Origin of the sequence: Morganella sp. HSTU-ASny43, assembly GCF_022819185.1 — a bacterium.
Classification (GTDB): domain Bacteria; phylum Pseudomonadota; class Gammaproteobacteria; order Enterobacterales; family Enterobacteriaceae; genus Morganella; species Morganella morganii.
Genome location: NZ_WSPG01000002.1, coordinates 117,655 through 136,261 on the forward strand (window position 1 = coordinate 117,655; position 18,607 = coordinate 136,261).

Here is an 18,607-nt window from a genome sequence, read left to right on the forward strand (position 1 = left end):
AATATGGAACGGATTGAACATCACGCCTGTTTCGGCGGCAGCCAGGAAGTCTGGCGTCACCATTCTGCGGTGACCGGTACGCCGATGACCTTTTCCGTGTTTCTGCCGCCGCAGGCAAAAACAGAGAAATGTCCGGTGTTGTACTGGCTTTCCGGGCTGACCTGCAACGAGCAGAATTTTATCACCAAAGCCGGGGCGCAGCGTTATGCAGCGGAGCTCGGTCTGGTGATTGTCGCGCCGGATACCAGTCCGCGCGGCAGTCAGGTGGCGGATGATAAAGAGTACGATCTTGGCCAGGGCGCCGGGTTTTATGTCAATGCCACACAGGAGCCGTGGAAAGCGCATTATCAGATGTATGATTATATTCTGAATGAGCTGCACACCCTGGTAAGCGGACATTTCGGCACATCGGAAAAACGCGGTATCTGCGGGCACTCGATGGGCGGGCACGGCGCACTGATGCTGGCGCTGCGTAATCCGGATGCATTTCTCAGCGTGTCGGCATTTGCGCCGATTGTGTCACCGTCACAGGTGCCGTGGGGCGAAAAAGCGTTTTCTGCCTATCTGGGAGAGGATAAAGCGGCGTGGGAACAGTATGATGCGGTGAAACTGATTGAATCCGGCCACCGGGTGACGGATATGCTGGTTGATCAGGGACTTGCCGATACCTTCTTCAGTAAGCAGCTGAAAACCGGGTTACTGAAATCCGCCTGCGAAACACACAATATCCCGCACACCATCCGTGTGCATGCCGGTTATGATCACAGCTATTACTTCATTGCGAGTTTTATCGCGGATCATATCGCGTGGCATGCAGCACGTCTTAACGCATAAACCCGGTCAGCCGGGTTTTTTCTGCGACAGGTATTTGATCGGTACATGCGGCGTCAGCCAGACGCCGTTATCCGCCAGATAGAACGGATAACCGGTTTTATGCATCTCCCCGGCGGCAATGGTGAGTACCACCGGTTTGCCGTGACGGGCACCGACAGTCAGTGCGGTATCTTCATCCGCGCTGAGGTGCACATAGTGCCGTGATCCGGCAATTAATCCCAGTTCACAGATATCACTGATAAACCGGATAGCGGTACCGTGATACAGAATATCCGGCGGTGTCTGCGGCGGGTAATCGATCGCCACCTGTCCGGCAGAATGCCCCTGTGCCGCACGGATATACATGCCGTCGGATGAGATCGTAAACCGCTTTTTGTCATTGGTTTCCACCACCTTTTCCAGCGTTTCACGGTCAAACGGTGTGCCGTGAGCAGCGGCCTGACGCAGGAGCACGGTGATATCTGTCCAGCCTTCATTGTCGAGGCGGATCCCGATGGAGTCCGGCTGGTGCCGCAGGACATAACTCAGAAATTTACTGATTTTATCGTATTGATTCATTTTCTTTTTACGGTTTTCGCCGGCGATCCGGCAGTGACATAATGGCTGAATTATACGCGCCTGTTGCGGTAAAGGGGAGGAATGACAGCGATAACTATGCGCTGCATCAGGCTCTGACGGCGGAATAACCGCCGTCAGAACAGATGTTAAATGGTACTGAGCTCGCGGTTACGGGTTTCCGCGCCAAGGAAAATGACGGAGAGAATGGCGATAACCACCGCGGCACTGAAGATCAGGAAAATCGTGCTGACAGCAAATTGATACTGAATCAGGTAACCGGCCAGAAGAGGGCCGAGGATCCCGCCTATCCGACCGATTGCGGTGGCGGTACCGGCACCGGTGGCGCGGACACTGTCCGGATACTGCTCCGGCGTGTAGGCGTAGAGCGCGCCCCAGGCGCCGAGATTAAAGAATGAGAGCAGCATGCCCGAAATGACCAGTGCCGTGGCGGTTTCCGCGCAACTGAACCCGTAAGCACTGATTGCTGTTCCGGCGAGATAGGTGACCAGCACGAATTTGCGGCCGTAACGCTCGATAAGCCAGGCGGCACTGAAATAGCCGGGCAACTGGGCGAGTGTCATGATCAGCACATACTGAAAGCTTTTTATCAGACTGAATCCCTTGAGGATCGCCACGCCCGGCAGCCAGAGAAAAATGCCGTAATAGGAAAACACGACACAGAACCACAGGATCCACAGCATCAGGGTGGCACGGCGGTACTGCGGCGACCAGATCAGTGCCATCGATTGCGCAATGGTGAGTTTCGGGCGCTCCTGCGCGGTATAGCGGGATACCGGCTCCGGCAGCTTTGCCCGCAGCCAGAGGGCATACAGCGCAGGCAGGGCGCTGAGCAGCATCGCCGTGCGCCAGCCGTAATCAGGGATAACATAATAGGCAATCAGTGCCGCAATCAGCCAGCCCACGGCCCAGAAGCTCTCCAGCAGCACAACCACACGGCCGCGTTCGTGAGGGGCTACGCTCTCACTGACCAGCGTGGAGGCTACCGGCAGCTCCCCGCCCAGTCCCATCCCGATGAAAAAGCGCAGCACCAGCACCACGGCCAGCGAACCGGCGACAGCAGTCAGCCCGGATCCCAGACTGAACAGCAGCAGAGTGATAATAAACACCGGTTTGCGCCCTTTCCGGTCTGCCATCAGACCGAAAACAAAGGCACCGACTGCCATTCCGGCGGCATTAAGACTGCCGATCCAGCCGAGCTGTGCGGCACTCAGCCCCCAGTCGGCCTGCAGGGCGGCCAGCAGAAATGCCAGCAGCCCGACATCCATGGCGTCAAATGTCCAGCCCATCCCGGCTATCCATAACAGCTTGTTGCGTGAAGTGGCAGGCGCTGCCGTGTGTGTCCGGAGTGTCGTCATGGTTGCGACCTTTTTTATCCGTCAGAAGAAAATGTGTTTAGTATACTAAACAATAAACGTGCAAATGTTAATCATAAAATACCGTTTTAAAGAAGCAGTAACATATAAAAAGCCCGGCAAACGGCGGGCAGCCGCGCTTTTAGGGTTATTCCGTTATCTTCGTTACCGCAGCTGTTCTACTATGGTGAGTTATGGTGTACACAGCGGCCTGCCGGTATACGGTGCCGGAATCGTGATGATAATAATCAGGGAGTTAAGTAATGACATTAACCTTTGGCGTTAAAAGTACCCTGCTGATCGCCGGTATGGCGGTAACAGCCGCGGCGGCGGGCAAACCGAATGTAATTGTTCAGGATGTAAAACTTAACAAAGCCACGATTTTCCTGCGCGGGGCAGAGCTGAGTAACAGCGCAACACTGAATCTGCCTGCCGGTGACAGTGATGTGATCCTGACTAATGTGGCCGGAAATATTAATCCCGGCAGCTTATCCGTTATGCTGAATAATGATGATGTCATCATTCAGTCCGTCAATCTGCGCAGCGAAATTGAAAAGCCGGTGTATTCAGACGAAATCAATGCTATGAAGGCGCAGATTGAGGAGCAGGATCTGGCGATTCAGCAGCTGAATATGCAGACGGAAGTGAATAACGAGCAGCTGGGTCTGCTGCGTGATCAGGATTTCTTCGGCACCGGCGGGGCGCCGCTGACACAGGAGCAATCCGTGCAGAAGCTGGATTTTATCCGCACTCAGATGGCAAAAATCTATGCGGAACAGCTGGAATATTCCCGGCAAATCAAAGAAAAAACCGAAGCACTGACACTGCTGAAAGCGCAGTATGAAGAGAAAGTCACACAGTTTAAGGAGCGCCGCACACAGCTGGTGCTGAATGTGTCCACGAAAAAAGCGGTGACAGCGGAACTGGATATCGACTATATCACGCCGGATGCGGCCTGGGCGCCGTCCTATGATATCCGCAGCGCCGGTATGGATAAGCCGGTGACGCTGACCTACAAAGCGGATGTGATCCAGAACACCGGTATTGACTGGGATCAGGTGGATCTGGTGCTGTCATCCGCCGACCCGGTACAGAGTATTGCCCCGCCGCAACTTTATCCGCAGTATCTGTCACTGATCAATGAGTATGCGGTGATGGGTGAAATGGCGCCTGCCCCGGTGGCTATGATGGCGGAGGACAAGAAGGAGTACAGCCGCAACCGCTCAGCGAAACAAGCCCCTGCCGGCGGGATCTCGTCGTTTGTTACCGCAGAGAGTAACGGTATCAGCCTGACATACCGCATTGATAAACCGTACTCCCTGCCGTCCGTTGCGGAGTCGCGCTCACTGACGATCAAACAGACGGCGCTGGACGGAAAATACCGTTATATCACACGGCCTAAGATGGACGAACATGTGTATTTACAGGCGGTTGTGGAAAACGCACCGGCGCTGAATCTGCTCAGCGGTAAGGCGAATATCTATTTTGATAACCGTTATATCGGGCAGACTTATATCGATTCCGGCCTGATAACTAATGAGCTGGAACTGCCGTTCGGCATGAATAAAGATATTCAGGTCAGCCGTAAGGTGGACAGTAAACTGACAAAACAGCCGGGTATTCTGGGCTCTGCGGTTGAACAGAGCGAAGGTTATATGATTACCCTGTCATCTTTCGCCAAAGCGCCGCTGGTGGTAACGGTGTTTGATCAGATCCCGGTCAGTCAGGATACCAATATCCTGGTGAAAGATGTTAAAACCGGAGAAGGGACCGTTAATAAACAGACCGGTGAAGTGGAATGGAAAGTGGAGCTGAAGCCGCAGCAGGTAATGGAACTGCCGCTGAGTTACACACTGAAATATCCGAAAGAAAAACCAATCAGTGGTTTATAATTATTGCAGCAGAAAAACGGCCGGGAAACCCGGCCGTTATATTAACAAAAGGAAGATTAATCGCCGATAATAGTACCGGTTTTACCCTCAATACCGTCTTTGGCTTTATTCAGCAGAGTAATCAGTGCCTTGCGGCCTTTTTTACTGCGGCTGAAGGAGAGCGCGGCTTCCACTTTCGGTAACATGGAGCCCGGTGCAAAATGTTTCTCATCGATATAACGCTGTGCATCCGCAGATGTCAGTTTATCCAGCCACTGCTCGTTTGGTTTGCCGAAGTTGATGGCAATTTTTTCCACGGCGGTCAGGATAATCAGCATATCCGCATCGATCATCTCTGCCAGTTTGGCGCTCGCCCAGTCTTTGTCGATAACCGCATTGGCCCCGCGCAGGGTGTTGCCGTCGCGGATCACCGGAATACCGCCGCCGCCGACAGTGATCACCAGCTGATCAGCATCCAGCATGGCTTTGACGGTTTCTTTTTCAATAATATCAACCGGTTTCGGTGATGAGACCACGCGGCGGTAACCACGGCCCGCATCTTCGCGCATCTCAAACCCTTTCCTGCTCAGGGCTTCCGCTTCTTCTTTGCTGTAGAACGCGCCGATAGGTTTGGCCGGGTTTTTAAATGACGGATCCGCCGCATCCACTTCTACCTGTGTCACGATAGTGGCAACCGGCTTATTGATACCCCGGTTCAGCAGCTCTTCACGCAGTGCGTTCTGCAAATCGTAACCGATATATCCCTGGCTCAGTGCCACACAGACTGACATCGGCAGAACCGGTGATTTGGCTTCGGTTTTGCTGGCAGCTTCAAATGCGCCGGTTATCATCCCCACCTGCGGGCCGTTGCCGTGTGTGACCACAACGCGGTATCCCTGAGCAATCAGGTCGGCAATCACGACAGAGGTGGTTTTGACGGCAGCCATCTGTCCCGGAAGATCATTTCCCAGTGCGTTGCCGCCCAGTGCTAATACGATTGTTTTTTTCATCCTTTTTTACCCGTAATGAATTAGTTGAAACGATAATCGGAAAAAATTAATAACACCGGTGCGGAGCCTTAAACGGACGGCGTTTCAGGAAACGGCCGCGGCCGGGTTCAGCAGTAAATTCGCCGTCACGGTAAACAATATCACCGCGCGACAGTGTGCAGCAGACTGCGCCCTGTACCGTCATGCCTTCGTACGGGCTGTAGTCCGCGTTATCATGCAGATCCGCATGGCGGATAGTGGTTTCCTGCGCCGGGTCGATAATGGTGATATCACCGTCTGCGCCCGGGCGGATCACGCCTTTCTCCGGCCAGATACCAAACAGTTTTGCCGGCATTGCACTGGTCAGGGAAACAAAGTGTTCCGGTGAAATCCGTCCCTGCATCACGCCTGCAGAAAACAGCAGTAACATACGGTTCTCAACACCCGGCAGGCCGTTCGGACAGCGGGTGAAATTCCCGCCGGACAGCGCCAGACGCTGCTGATACGGGAAGGTGCAGTGATCGGTGGCGACCACATCAATCGCGCCGTCATCAATACCCAGCCACAGGGCATCGGCTTCCCGGCGGTTACGCAGCGGCGGGCTGAGAATAAATTTCAGGCCGTCATCGCGCTCATAACAGCGTTCATCAAGGAACAGATACTGCGGACAGGTTTCTATCCAGACCGGCTGGTGGCGGGCTTTCGCCATCTTCAGGTAATCGAGACCCAATCCGTTGGAAAGGTGGACGATATAGAGCGGCGCATTGCCGCAGATATGCGCCAGATTAATCATCCTGCCGATTGCTTCCGCCTCACATTCTGCCGGACGGCTCAGGGCATGGAAAATCGGTGAGGTTTGTCCTTTCTTCACAAACTCCGCTTTGCGCTGTGCTATCACCGCATCATTTTCCGGATGCACGGTGGTCAGCGCCCCGGCGTGGTTAAGCTGTTGCAGGGCACGTAAAATATCCGGATCATCGAGCTTGTACTGATAAGTCAGATAGAGTTTGAAGCTGCTGATCCCGTCCGCCACCATCAGCGGAATTTCATTTAAAATATCGTCGTTGATATGCTGGATCACGCCGTGAAAACTGTAATCGATAACGGCGCGTCCTTTGGCGTAGCGGTGATAATTCTCAAGCTGGTGGTGCAGTGAACAACCCGCCGGACCAAATCCCATATGATCGATAATGGTGGTGGTACCGCCGCAGGCTGCCGCACGCGTGCCGGTGTAAAAATCATCACAGCTGCGGGCAAGGCCGACATCAATATTAAAATGGGTATGAACATCAATACCGCCCGGAAAAACATAACATCCCTGTGCATCAATAACGCGGTCATCTGTCTCCGGTGCAATATCCGGTGCAACCTGTGAGATCAGGCCGTTTTCAATCAGAACATCCTGCCGGTATTGTCCGTCCGCATTGACAACGGTGCCGTTGATAATCAGTGTGCGCATAGGGGGTACTCCTGAAAAAGCCCCGCACATCAGTACGGGGCCGGTAAGACAAGATTATTTTTTCATTTCAGCCATGTAGCTTAACGGAATGGCCGCGTACATCGCCGCACAGGTCACCAGGTGATCTTTCCAGGTTTTTTCGTTTGGTGCGTGAGCTTCAGGCTCTTTGCCCGGACCAAAACCGATAACCGGAATGCCGTGACGACCCATGATAGAAACACCGTTGGTGGAGAAAGTCCACTTATCAACAACCGGCTCTTTGTTGAACAGGCCGCGGTAAGCGCGATCCAGTGTCTTCACGGTGAAGTGATCTTCTTCCACTTTCCAGGTCGGGAAGTAGCACTCTGTCGGATAGACCAGACCGGTCCAGGAGGCACGCTCATAGGTGTACATAGAGACCACGCCTTTCGCTGCTTTGACAGCCGGTAATGCGCGGATTTCTTCCAGTGCGCCTTCCCAGGTTTCGCCCCAGGTCAGGCGGCGGTCGATAGAGACTGCGCAGCTGTCAGCAACAGCACAGCGGCTTGGTGAGGTGTAGAAAATTTCAGAAACAGTCAGTGTGCCCTGGCCGAGGAAATCGTCAGTGGCCAGACGTTTTGACAGCTCCTGCAGTTCACCCAGAATCGGACCCATTTTGAAGATTGCGTTGTCACCGCGCTCCGGTGCGGAGCCGTGGCAGCTGATCCCCGGAACATCAATGCGGATTTCCATACGGCCGCGCTGGCCGCGGTAAATCTGGCAGTCAGTCGGTTCGGTACTGACCACGAATTCCGGTCTGATTTTGTCCTGCTCGATGATGTACTGCCAGCACAGACCATCACAGTCTTCTTCCTGAACAGTCCCGGTCACCAGCAGGGTGTACTGGTCTTCCAGACCTAAATCTTTGATGATTTTACCGGCATAGACCATAGAGGCCATGCCGCCTTCCTGGTCAGAGGTACCGCGTCCGCCGATGATTTCGTCGTTTTCCATACCTTCGTACGGGTCGAATTCCCAGTTTTTGATGTTACCGATACCCACGGTATCGATGTGCGCATCCATGGCAATCAGGTGCGGACCGTGACCGATATAACCCAGAATGTTACCCATCGGGTCGATATCCACTTTATCAAAGCCGACTTTTTCCATCTCTTCTTTGATACGGTGAATCACGCGTTTTTCGTCGCAGCTTTCGCTGGGAATTGCCACCATGTCGCGCAGAAAACGGGTCATATCTTTTTTATAGTGTTCAGCTTTTTTGACAATTTCATCAAACGGGATTTGCTTAGCCATATTTCAATACTCCAATTAGTTAATATTTCTGCGCCGGGTTTTTACCTTCCCAGACAACTTCACGGTAATGTTTGGTATCTGTGTCACCTTCGGTGTTGATCACGAGGATGACGGAATCACTGTTCAGGCCGAGTCTTGCCATCAGTTCCGCACGTTCCGGATGATAGTTAACCGCAGCCAGCACACCGAGACCGACCGCGCCGGATTCACCGGAAATCACGCGGCTGTCTTTGCCGTACGGGTTACCGAGGACACGCATGCCGAGGGCAGCCACCGCATCTTCACAGGAGATAAACTGTGTCGCGCAGTTACGCATCAGATCCCAGCCGATAGGGTTCGGCTCGCCGCAGGCCAGACCCGCCATGATGGTGGCCATATCGCCGCCGACATTGACGATTTCGCCTTTCAGGCTGGAACGGTAGAGACAGTCAGCCAGATCCGGCTCGACAATAATGGAATGCAGATTTTTTGCCCCGAACTCATCGACCAGATAGCCCAGCACACCGCCGGCCATCGCACCCACACCGGCCTGTAACAGCACGTGGGTCGGACGCTGAATCTTCATCTCTTTCATCTGGGCAACCGCTTCGGCAGCCAGTGTGGTGTAGCCCTGCATAATCCAGGTCGGGATCTTGGTGTATCCTTCGCAGGCGGTATCCTGAACCACGATCCAGCCGTGTTTTTTGGCATTTTCCATGGTGAGACGGACGGTATCGTCGTAGTTCATATCTGTGACGATACACTCCGCCCCGAGGCCGGTAATGTGATTCACACGTTCCTGTGCGGAGCCTTTCGGCATGTACACCACCGCTTTCTGACCGAGTGCGCGTGCCGCCCAGGCCACACCGCGGCCGTGGTTACCGTCAGTGGTGGTGGCGAACGTCATTTTTTCAGTCAGAGTGCTTTTGAGTTTCTCGAAAGAGAAATCGTTAATATCCATGTTGTACTTTTCGCACAACAGGTGGGCGATAGCATAAGAGCCGCCCAGAATTTTGAATGCATTCAGATCAAAACGCTGTGACTCATCTTTCACCAGGATATTACGCACGCCGAACAGCGCGGCGAGATCTTTCATGTCATACAGTGGTGTCGGATGGTAACCCGTAATTTTCTCATGAAACTTCAGCGCCTTATGTGCTTCTTCACGGGAAAAAAGCGGGGAGTGTTTACCGTTGAAATAACGGTTATCTGAAATATCTAACTTCAGTGAGAAGACAGACATAGAGCCTCACCTCATATCATCGGGAAAAGAACCCGGCCGGTGACGGCCGGGATCCGGATTTATAAAATACGTTTACGTGCGTTTTTCAGCAGTTGCTCAAGAACCAGGGCAGGCTGCGGGAATTTGCGGGCCAGAATCATGGCGGAGATGATATACGGCTTCCAGCTGGCTTCTTTGTAAGTGGCGATACGGTATTTCTCGAATACAGCTTCTTCCACTTCCCCTTCCTTACAGGAAACACCGGTGATATCCGCAGGCAGACAGTGCATGTACAGCGCTTCGCCGTCTTTGGTCAGCTTCATCATCTCTTCAGTACAATGCCAGTCTTTATGGTTGGCGTTCTGTGCCAGGCAGCGCTGCTCAAGGGCTTTCAGGCCGTCATGGTCATTGGCACGCAGCAGTTCGGTACGCTGTTCCATGACTTTGTAAGGTGCCCAGGATTTCGGATACACGATATCCGCATCTTTGAACGCTTCTTCCATCGATGTAACCTGCTTAAAGCTGCCGCCGGATTGTTTGGCGTTGTTTTTCGCCACATCAATAACGTCAGGGATCAGGTCATAACCTTCCGGATGCGCCAGCGTCACATCCATACCGTAGCGGGTCATCAGACCGATGATGCCCTGCGGTACAGAGAGTGGTTTACCGTAGCTTGGTGAATACGCCCAGGTCATGGCGATTTTCTTGCCTTTCAGGTTTTCCAGTGAACCGAAGTGCTCACGTAACCAGGCCAGGTCAGCCATAGACTGTGTCGGGTGGTCGATATCACACTGCAGGTTAACCAGCGCAGGACGCTGCGGCAGAACGCCTTCCTCAAAACCTTCATCCAGAGCCGCACCCACTTCACGCATATAGGCGTTACCGGCACCGAGGTACATATCGTCACGGATACCGATGGCATCCGCACAGAATGAAATCATGTTGGCCGTTTCACGTACGGTTTCGCCGTGAGCAATCTGAGATTTACCTTCGTCGAGGTCCTGCTGGGCCAGGCCGAGCATATTCAGTGCAGAAGCATAAGAGAAACGGGTACGGGTGGAGTTGTCACGGAAAACAGAGATGCCAAGGCCATTTGTGAATACGTTGGTTGCGATGTTATCGGCACGCAGCCCTTTCAGTGCAGCTGCAATATCAAGCACCATCGTCAGTTCATCCTGACTCTGTTCCCAGGTAAGCAAAAAATCCTTTTGATGAAGATTAGATTTCAGTCTGGCGATATCTTTCAATAATTCATTAACGTTTTTCATCTTTAAATCCTATGTGAAATGGCCGGTGACAATTGAATATGCAGTGAGAAGAAGGCATTTCTGCATGTGTACTGTGACTATTAACAATAAGCATGCCAAATCAGCCGGAATGATCTTCCGGGGGTGAAATGCAGGGCGGATTCGGGAGGGTGATCACAATTATCAGGGGCTGATGGCCGGGTTATGTGTGACAAATGCGAATAAAAGTTATTTTCAGCAAGGGTGAAAAGTCGCCGGTATCAGACCGGTGAGAGGGCGGAACCGCCGGAAGCGGGGCCAGAATGATAAACACCCCGGCGGATTTATCATATTGATAAAATAGAGTGACGGAGATTCCAGTTTCATTATCAAATCTGAAGAAAAGTGTGATTTTTGTACATACGTTAGAGTTTCGGTGATAAAGATCTGGCAATCTTGTGCTATCAGTGGGTGATAATTCAGCCCGTTGATAAATAACTATAATAAAATCATTAATTTGTCGCGTTATGAACTTTCTTTTCGATATGTCGTTTTAAGAGCATAGGAAGTCGTAAGCATGATCACTGAAAAATCACCATCTGTGCTGATGCAGATACAGCCGACGATTGTTCACTTCAGCAAAATGCTCGCCAGTGTGTTACAGCTTGATGTTGAAATCGTTGATGACAAACTGACAAGGATTGCCGGAACAGGGCTGTTTAACCAGCACCTCGGACATCGTCTGACCAATAATTCCCAGCTGCTCCGCTATGTGCTGGATACCAAAAAAGAAAAGATAGTCACGCACTCCTGTTTTGATCCGCTCTGCCTCAATTGCGCGGATAAAGATAACTGTAAGGAGAAAGCGTTTATCGGTACACCGATCATCTTCCAGGATCGCTGTATCGGGGTTATCAGCCTGGTGGCCGTCACCTCTGAACAGCAGGAGCGGATCCGGGATAACATCCATGACTTCTCGGATTATGTGCAGCATATTTCCAATATTTTTGTGGCTAAGCTGCTGGATGAACAGGAAGGCCGTAATGCCGCGCAGAAGGTATTACTGAGCCTGATAGAGTTTATGGATCAGGGCGTTCTGATCCTGGATGAGGCAAATCATCTGAAATTTGCCAATCCGCATGCTCTGAAGATCCTCAATGTCCCGCATGAAAAGATTTCCGGCAAAACCATTGCCATCCGTCCGCTGACCTATTTCAAGAGTCTGAACCGCGGGCATTTACAGCATATTGTCTCCTGGGAAGGGGAGAGCAATATTATTATCGGGCAGCTTCATGTGGTTAACGGCTGTCAGATGTTCCTGATGGCGTTTCATCAGTCCCACGCGGCGATTGATATGAATGAAGTGCGCCGTGATGAAAACGGATTGCTGATTGAACACCTGGTCGGGGAATCCGAACCTATCCGTCAGCTGAAACACCTGATTTCCCGCGTGGCACCGAGCCCGTCGAGTATTCTCGTCACCGGTGAGAGCGGCACCGGTAAAGAAGTGGTGGCGCGGGCTATTCATAAGCTGAGTAACCGCAGTGAAAAACCGTTTATTGCCATCAACTGTGCGGCGATACCGGAGCAGTTACTGGAAAGTGAATTATTCGGTTATGTGAAAGGCGCGTTTACCGGCGCGTCCGCCAACGGAAAACAGGGTCTGATTCAGGCGGCAGATAAAGGCACGCTGTTCCTGGATGAAATCGGCGATATGCCGCTGATTGTTCAGGCGAAATTATTACGTGCGATAGAATCACGCGAAGTGCAGCCGATTGGCTCAAGCCGGACCATCCCGGTCGATATCCGGATTGTGTCCGCGACCAACCAGAATCTGGAACAGTTTGTCAGTGAAGGTAAATTCCGCGAGGATCTCTATTACCGCCTCAATGTTATCCCGATTGCCCTGCCGCCGTTGCGTGAGCGTCACGGCGATGTGGAGCTGCTGGTGCACCATTTCCTCAATGTGCATACCAGGCGCCTCGGTCTGGTGTATCCGGGCATTTCGGATGAGGTGATGGCGGTCATTAATGCATGGCCGTGGCCGGGTAACCTGCGTGAGCTGAGTAACCTGGTGGAATATCTGGTGAACGTGGTGCCGCCGGGTGAGGTGATTGATATCTCACTGCTGCCGCCGAACTTTGCCAGACATGCGGCGCAGATGATAAGCGGCACTGCCGCACCGGTTCAGAATACCGGGGATATTCACCGCAGCGAAATTACCATTCCGGTCAGAAGCGTACCTGCGGCAGCAGCGGATGAGGATCCGGCACTGCACGGGGAAACCATGCTGGAAGAGATGGAAAAACAGATGATCCGCGAAGCACTGCAGCGCTATGACAACAAACGTCAGGCAGCAGAGGAGCTGGGGATCGGTATTGCCACTCTGTACCGGAAGATTAAGAAGTACGAGTTATCCGCCGGGTAGCAGAAAGCGGAAGAAAATGTGTGTGTGCCGAAGCCGCACGGATGTTACCGGTCCGCGCGGCTTTTTCGTATCAGATAACGGTCATGATCTGCTCTTCCGGCAGGCGGGATTTCGGCAGCGCGGCGTTAAAGTCATCCTCTTTGCGGTAACCGAGCGACACAACGGCTACCGGTGCCAGCCCTTTGGCGGATAAACCAAATTCGGTATCCAGGGTATTAAAATCCATTCCTTCCATCGGAACAGCATCCACACCCAGCGCGGAAGCACCTAGCAGCAATGTCCCCATGTTCAGGAAAACCTGTTTTGCCGCCCAGTGCGGCAGATCACCGAGTGTTTCTTTATGGAGATTAACAAAGAAAGTCCGGCCGCCGTTATTCATCGCTTTGTGTTCCGGCGTGGTGTAACGGCCGTCTTTGTCTTCCTGTTCCAGAACGCTGTTCATGTAGGCTTCATCCACATCTGTTTTTGCGCACAGCAGCACAACATGAGAGGCGTCGGTAATTTTGGCGGTATTAAATTCAAAGCCCGGGCGGGTGGATGCCGCGATCCGGTTTTTCCCTTCCTCACTGGCCGCAATAATAAAATGCCACGGCTGGATATTGACGCTGGACGGGCTGTAGCGCAGCAATGTTTTGATACTGTTCATCACCTCATCACTGATTTTTTTCGCCGGATCAAAGGATTTGGTTGAATAACGCTGCATTACAGCCTGAGTGATGGTCATGATGGCATCCTTATAAGGTAATTTACATTAACCGGCGCAATGATAAACTATGATATGTTTTTAACAAGTACGTACATTTTTGGTATATAGGTACAAAATGGATACTGTCAGAAAGACGCGTTACGAGTCGTATGCTTATGAGGCCTGTCCGGTTGAGGCAACACTGGAAATGATGGGCGGGAAGGGCAAGGGAATGATCCTTTACCATCTGATAAGCGGCATCAAACGCTTTAACGAGCTGAAACGGCTGCTGATATTTATTACCCCGCGTATGCTGACAAAACAGTTACGGGAGCTTGAGATAGCGGGGCTTGTCCACCGCAAGGTCTATGCGGAGGTGCCGCCGAAAGTGGAATACAGCCTGACGGACGCCGGGCAGTCGCTGGTACCGATCTTACTGATGCTGAAAAGCTGGGGGGAAGAACACGCCCTGCCGGTACTTTTGCAGCAACAGACACCGCAACCCTGACACCGCCGTCCTGAAGACGGACGGTGTCTATTTTCTGCGGTTTACTGATTACGCTGGAGTTTATCCGCGGCATTGGCAACCATCTGATAACCGGTGCAGCGGCACAGGTTACCGGCCAGGCCGTGGCGGATCTGACGGATGGTAAGGGTCTGCCCTTTGTGTTTTTCCAGCAGGGCGGTGGTCATCATAATCAGGCCCGGGGTGCAGAACCCGCACTGTACCGCGCCGCTGTCCGCATAAGCCTGCTGTACCGCAGACGGTTTACCGTGCTTCATCTCACCTTCGGCGGTTCGGATCTGCTTACCGTCCGCCCAGACCGCCAGATAGAGACAGGTATCCACCGCGATACCGTCGATAAGTACCGTGCAGGCACCGCACTCACCGACAGAGCAGCCATGTTTGACACTGATAAGCCCCTGCTCACGCAGGACATCGGACAGCCGTGCCGCCGGTGACACCGTCAGTTCCCGTACCTGTCCGTTGAGTGTGCAGCTGATGGTTTTCCATTCTTTGATATTCATGCGATTTTTTCTCCCAGACGTTCAGCCGCCGTGCGGATCACCCGCTCGCTCAGGACGCGGATCAGGTGTAAACGGAACTCTTTCTCTGCCCGCCATGACGTGCGCGGTGCCACATCCTGTTCAATCGCCTGACTGACAGCTTTCAGAGTGTCTGCGGTGACCGGTTTTCCGATCGCAGCCGCTTCCGCGTGTTCACAGCGGACCGGTGTCGGTGCGGCAACCCCGAAGGCGAGGCGCAGTTCCTCAAAACGTCCTTCTCTGATATCACACAGAGCCGCGCAGTTAATGGTGGCGATATCCATCGCGCCGCGCATGGCGTATTTATAAGCGGCGGAGCCTTTACCACGGTAATTCTCTGGTGAGAAATGGAACGCGATCAGCAGTTCACCCGGTTCAAAGGCCACTTTACCCGGACCGGTATGGAAGCCGCGCAGTGGTCTGCGGCGGATGCCGTCCGGGGTGGCTATCTCCAGCTCTGCCTGATAAACCAGGGACGGACAGGCAGAGTCGCCGCTGGTGGCGCCGTTACAGATATTGCCGCCGTAAGTGGCAACGTTGCGGATCTGCGGTCCGGCAATGGTGGCAGCCGCTTCGCTCAGCGCGGGCAGACACTTGTTGATCACCGGGCTGTCAATCAGTTCGGAGAAGGTGGTTGCGGAGCCGATACGGATATGTCCCGCATCATCACAGCTGATCCCGCGCAGTTCCGGCAAATCATGGATATCCACAATACGGCGGAAGCGTTCATTGAGGTGATGAAGCTGGATCAGCACATCCGTTCCGCCCGCCAGCAATCTGGCCTGCGGATCCGTCGTCAGCAGTGAGACGGCATGTGCGACACTCTCTGCACGGTGATAAGTTTCAAAATCATACATGGCAGTTACCCCCTGATAAGCCCGGCATTAACAAATTCCCGGTACAGCCGTTTTGGTGTCAGCGGGATAGTATTGACAGAAATACCCGTCGCCATACGCACGGCGTTACGGATAGCGGCAGCCGGCGCAATAATCGGCGGCTCACCCAGGGACTTATGGCCGTATGCGGACTGCGGCTCGTAGGTTTCGACAAACCCGCACTCCAGATCCGGCAGGTCAACCATGGTCGGCATTTTGTAGTCGAGCAGGTTCGGGTTATGAACAACCCCGGATTTCTCGTTGATCAGCATCTCTTCAAACAGCGCCCAGCCGATCCCCATTCCCATTCCGCCGTGGACCTGGCCTTCCGCCAGCTGCGGGTTCAGGATCCGGCCGGAATCGTGCATATTGATGATCCGGTTAATGGTCACCTGACACATCGGAATATCCACGGTGACATCGACAAAAGTACAGCCGAAGGCCGGCGGGTTGGTCTGTGTTTTATGAGAGGATTCAGCAGAAAGCTGACCACCGATCTCCTGATGATAAAAACTGTGCATTGCCACTTCCGCGACGGTGGTGACAACCACGTCCGGCTGCGCCTCAAGCACCACATTGCCGTCGAGAATGGTCATATTAAACGCGGCCTGGTGTGTCATCAGCGAGGCATGATCGAGGATTTTCTGCCGCAGTGACAATGCCGCTTCTTTCAGCGCCGGTGCGGTGACATAACTCTGCCGTGACGCGAACGCGCCCGGGTCAAACGGGGTGATATCCGTATCCTGGGTGGAGATCATCTGAATGGTACTGACCGGCACGCCGAGGGTTTCCGCCACCATCTGCGAGAACACGGTATCCGAGCCCTGGCCGATTTCTGTCGCGCCGACCTGCACATTGATATTACCGTCCTGGTTCATCAGCAGACGGGCACTGGCGATTTCCACGCCGACCGGATAGGTATTGGATGAATAACTGAAACAGGCTACACCGACGCCCCGGCGGATGTCTCCGCGTGTTGCCAGCGCCTCTGCTTTGCGTTCATCCCAGCCGAACAGCTCTTTACCGCGTTTCAGGCACTCAATCAGCCCCGCACTGTAAATCGTTTTCTTATTGACCGGGTTACAGTCACCGGACCGCGCCGCATTACGCAGACGGATATCCACCGGGTCGATATTCAGCTGTGCGGCGGCATCATCCATCAGGCATTCGAGGGCGAACGTGACCTGTGGTGCTCCGTAGCCGCGCATTGCGCCCGCTGACGGGTAGTTGGTATAGACGGTGGCGGCGGAATAGCCGTAATCGCAGCGCGGATACAGGTACGGGATTTTGTTCCCGCCCGCAGCCGCAATGGAGTGTCCGTGAGAGGCATAGCCGCCGGTATTGGACAGAACATCAAGATGATAACCGTTCAGTGTGCCGTCGGCGGTCAGTCCCATCTCCGCATCAATATGGAAGGCGTGACGGGTGCGCGAGGCAAAGAAACACTCTTCGCGGCTCAGCTCCACTTTCACCGGAATACCGCCGAGTTTCAGGGTCAGCCAGGCGGCCATCGGCTCTTCCAGCACGTCCTGTTTATTACCGAAACCGCCGCCGATATACGGCTTAATCACCCGGATATGCGACCACGGCATATCCAGCGCCTGGCCTATCACACGGCGCACAATGTGCGGGATCTGGGTACTCGATACCACGGAAATCTTATTATCCGCCTCCTGCCAGGCGTAGCAGGTGACGCCTTCCATATGGCAATGCTGAACCACCGGGGTATCAAAATGGCCGCGGAACTGGAACGGCGACTGACTGACTGTCGCTCTGGCGCTTTCCGCATTGATAGCGGTACGTTTCAGCAGGTTACCGCAGCTGTGGATTTGCGGGGCATCTGCGGCCAGTGCCGCCTCCGGTGAGGTGATAACCGGCAGCTCGTCATAAGTGACGCTGACGAGTGCCGCCGCTTTTTCGGCAGTCAGTTCGTCACGGGCAACCACAATCGCCACACCGTCGCCGTGGTGGCGCACATGGCGGTTCAGCAGCAGGCGGTCTGCCACATCACGTTTGGCCGGTTCCAGAGACCAGGCGTGACCGGCGGTGGCGAACGGGATCTGCGGCACATCGTTACAGGTGAATACCGCGACCACACCCGGCATGGCGAGCGCCTGTGACGCATCAACGGATGTTACCATCCCGTGGGCAATGGTACTGCGGACATATTTGGCGTAGTGCATACCCGGCATCGGCAGATCATCCGTGTAGCGCGCCCGCCCTGATGTTTTGCTCAGGGCATCAACGCGCAGGTAAGGCGTACCCAGCGCGCGTTTTCCGACTGCTTCAGACATTATTATTTCTCCGGCTTCAGGAAAAAGTAAGCATGCATAAAAACAAGCAATAAATACGCCAGCAGGGAGAAAAACAGCAATTTATCGGGGGATTTGTGACTGAGGTAAAAAAAATAAGGGTGTCCGGCAGGAAACGGCGGATTTTCCTGTCCCGCTTTCTCTCATATTGAGAGAAAAATGTGTCTGTATTGATAATCCCGGAGTACCGCAGAAGCAGAATGATAATTTATAGTTTGATAGTGTTACTAATCATATAATGCGTAATAAGCCTGATAAATTCTGTCGCTTTTAAATTATAAGAAGATAATAGATTACTAAGAAAATAATGATAATAATCAACCCGGAAAAAGGAACGGAATCCCGGTCGCATAATTGAAAAAAAGAGAATCCATAACGGAATTATTCATTTATACTGCCGTGAATCATCCGGGATAACAGCGGGTTATGTATTTGTTCTGTGTCTGTCGTTTTATTTTCATATTTACAGAATGGTTG

Annotated in this window: 15 protein-coding genes; 4 read left to right on the forward strand and 11 right to left on the reverse strand. The window is 53.2% G+C overall.

From position 1 onward, the window contains the following. Nucleotides 1–3: 3 nt before the first annotated feature. Entirely contained in the window at nt 4–834 is an 831-nt protein-coding gene (fghA, locus tag GN208_RS01960; protein ID WP_004236056.1) for an S-formylglutathione hydrolase, read from the forward strand. 6 nt (nt 835–840) lie between these two features. Here the strand turns inward: fghA and GN208_RS01965 are convergent, their stop codons facing one another. Both GN208_RS01965 and GN208_RS01970 read right to left on the reverse strand, forming a co-directional pair. Further along, nucleotides 841–1,392, reverse strand: a complete 552-nt coding sequence (locus GN208_RS01965) for an RNA 2'-phosphotransferase (RefSeq protein ID WP_004236055.1) — start codon at nt 1,390–1,392, stop codon at nt 841–843. A gap of 146 nt (nt 1,393–1,538) precedes the next feature. Then, on the reverse strand, nt 1,539–2,768 hold the full coding sequence (locus GN208_RS01970; protein ID WP_004236054.1) for an MFS transporter: 1,230 nt from the start codon (nt 2,766–2,768) through the stop codon (nt 1,539–1,541). A gap of 260 nt (nt 2,769–3,028) precedes the next feature. Between GN208_RS01970 and GN208_RS01975 the strand changes: the two genes are divergently transcribed. Then, nucleotides 3,029–4,657, forward strand: a complete 1,629-nt coding sequence (locus GN208_RS01975; RefSeq protein ID WP_004236053.1) for a DUF4139 domain-containing protein — start codon at nt 3,029–3,031, stop codon at nt 4,655–4,657. A 56-nt stretch (nt 4,658–4,713) separates the two neighbouring features. Here the strand turns inward: GN208_RS01975 and arcC are convergent, their stop codons facing one another. The 5 genes from arcC to ygeW are packed head-to-tail and all read right to left on the reverse strand — an operon-like array spanning nt 4,714 to nt 10,825. Then, nucleotides 4,714–5,646 (reverse strand): carbamate kinase, encoded by a 933-nt coding sequence (gene arcC / locus GN208_RS01980; protein ID WP_004236052.1) that lies wholly within the window; start codon nt 5,644–5,646, stop codon nt 4,714–4,716. Between the two features lie 46 nt (nt 5,647–5,692). Then, nucleotides 5,693–7,084: a dihydropyrimidinase gene (hydA, locus tag GN208_RS01985; protein ID WP_004236051.1), complete on the reverse strand. Its 1,392-nt coding sequence runs from the start codon at nt 7,082–7,084 to the stop codon at nt 5,693–5,695. Nucleotides 7,085–7,138: 54 nt separating this feature from the next. Continuing rightward, nucleotides 7,139–8,356, reverse strand: a complete 1,218-nt coding sequence (locus GN208_RS01990; protein ID WP_004236050.1) for a YgeY family selenium metabolism-linked hydrolase — start codon at nt 8,354–8,356, stop codon at nt 7,139–7,141. A 19-nt stretch (nt 8,357–8,375) separates the two neighbouring features. Next, nucleotides 8,376–9,578, reverse strand: coding sequence for a diaminopropionate ammonia-lyase (dpaL, locus tag GN208_RS01995; RefSeq protein WP_004236049.1), 1,203 nt, complete (start codon nt 9,576–9,578; stop codon nt 8,376–8,378). Nucleotides 9,579–9,637: 59 nt separating this feature from the next. Then, complete coding sequence (ygeW, locus tag GN208_RS02000; protein WP_004236048.1) at nt 9,638–10,825, reverse strand: knotted carbamoyltransferase YgeW; 1,188 nt, start codon at nt 10,823–10,825, stop codon at nt 9,638–9,640. A 535-nt stretch (nt 10,826–11,360) separates the two neighbouring features. On the opposite strand from ygeW, the gene GN208_RS02005 reads away from it, so the two are divergent. After that, on the forward strand, nt 11,361–13,211 hold the full coding sequence (locus GN208_RS02005) for a sigma 54-interacting transcriptional regulator (RefSeq protein WP_004236047.1): 1,851 nt from the start codon (nt 11,361–11,363) through the stop codon (nt 13,209–13,211). 70 nt (nt 13,212–13,281) lie between these two features. On the opposite strand, the gene GN208_RS02010 is transcribed toward GN208_RS02005, so the two are convergent. After that, entirely contained in the window at nt 13,282–13,935 is a 654-nt protein-coding gene (locus tag GN208_RS02010) for an oxygen-insensitive NAD(P)H-dependent nitroreductase NfsB (RefSeq protein ID WP_004236046.1), read from the reverse strand. Between the two features lie 97 nt (nt 13,936–14,032). On the opposite strand from GN208_RS02010, the gene GN208_RS02015 reads away from it, so the two are divergent. Beyond that, entirely contained in the window at nt 14,033–14,404 is a 372-nt protein-coding gene (locus GN208_RS02015; RefSeq protein WP_015422477.1) for a helix-turn-helix domain-containing protein, read from the forward strand. 41 nt (nt 14,405–14,445) lie between these two features. On the opposite strand, the gene xdhC is transcribed toward GN208_RS02015, so the two are convergent. The 3 genes from xdhC to xdhA are packed head-to-tail and all read right to left on the reverse strand — an operon-like array spanning nt 14,446 to nt 18,112. Then, nucleotides 14,446–14,925 carry a xanthine dehydrogenase iron sulfur-binding subunit XdhC gene (xdhC, locus tag GN208_RS02020; protein ID WP_004236043.1) on the reverse strand — a complete coding sequence of 160 codons (480 nt, stop codon included), beginning with the start codon at nt 14,923–14,925 and terminating at the stop codon, nt 14,446–14,448. Continuing rightward, the gene (gene xdhB, locus GN208_RS02025) at nt 14,922–15,800 is read right to left on the reverse strand and encodes a xanthine dehydrogenase FAD-binding subunit XdhB (RefSeq protein ID WP_004236042.1); all 879 of its coding nucleotides are present in this window, start codon (nt 15,798–15,800) and stop codon (nt 14,922–14,924) included. The genes xdhC and xdhB overlap by 4 nt, the downstream gene beginning before the upstream one ends. Before the next feature lie 5 nt (nt 15,801–15,805). Continuing rightward, nucleotides 15,806–18,112 carry a xanthine dehydrogenase molybdenum-binding subunit XdhA gene (xdhA, locus tag GN208_RS02030; RefSeq protein WP_004236041.1) on the reverse strand — a complete coding sequence of 769 codons (2,307 nt, stop codon included), beginning with the start codon at nt 18,110–18,112 and terminating at the stop codon, nt 15,806–15,808. Nucleotides 18,113–18,607 lie beyond the last annotated feature (495 nt).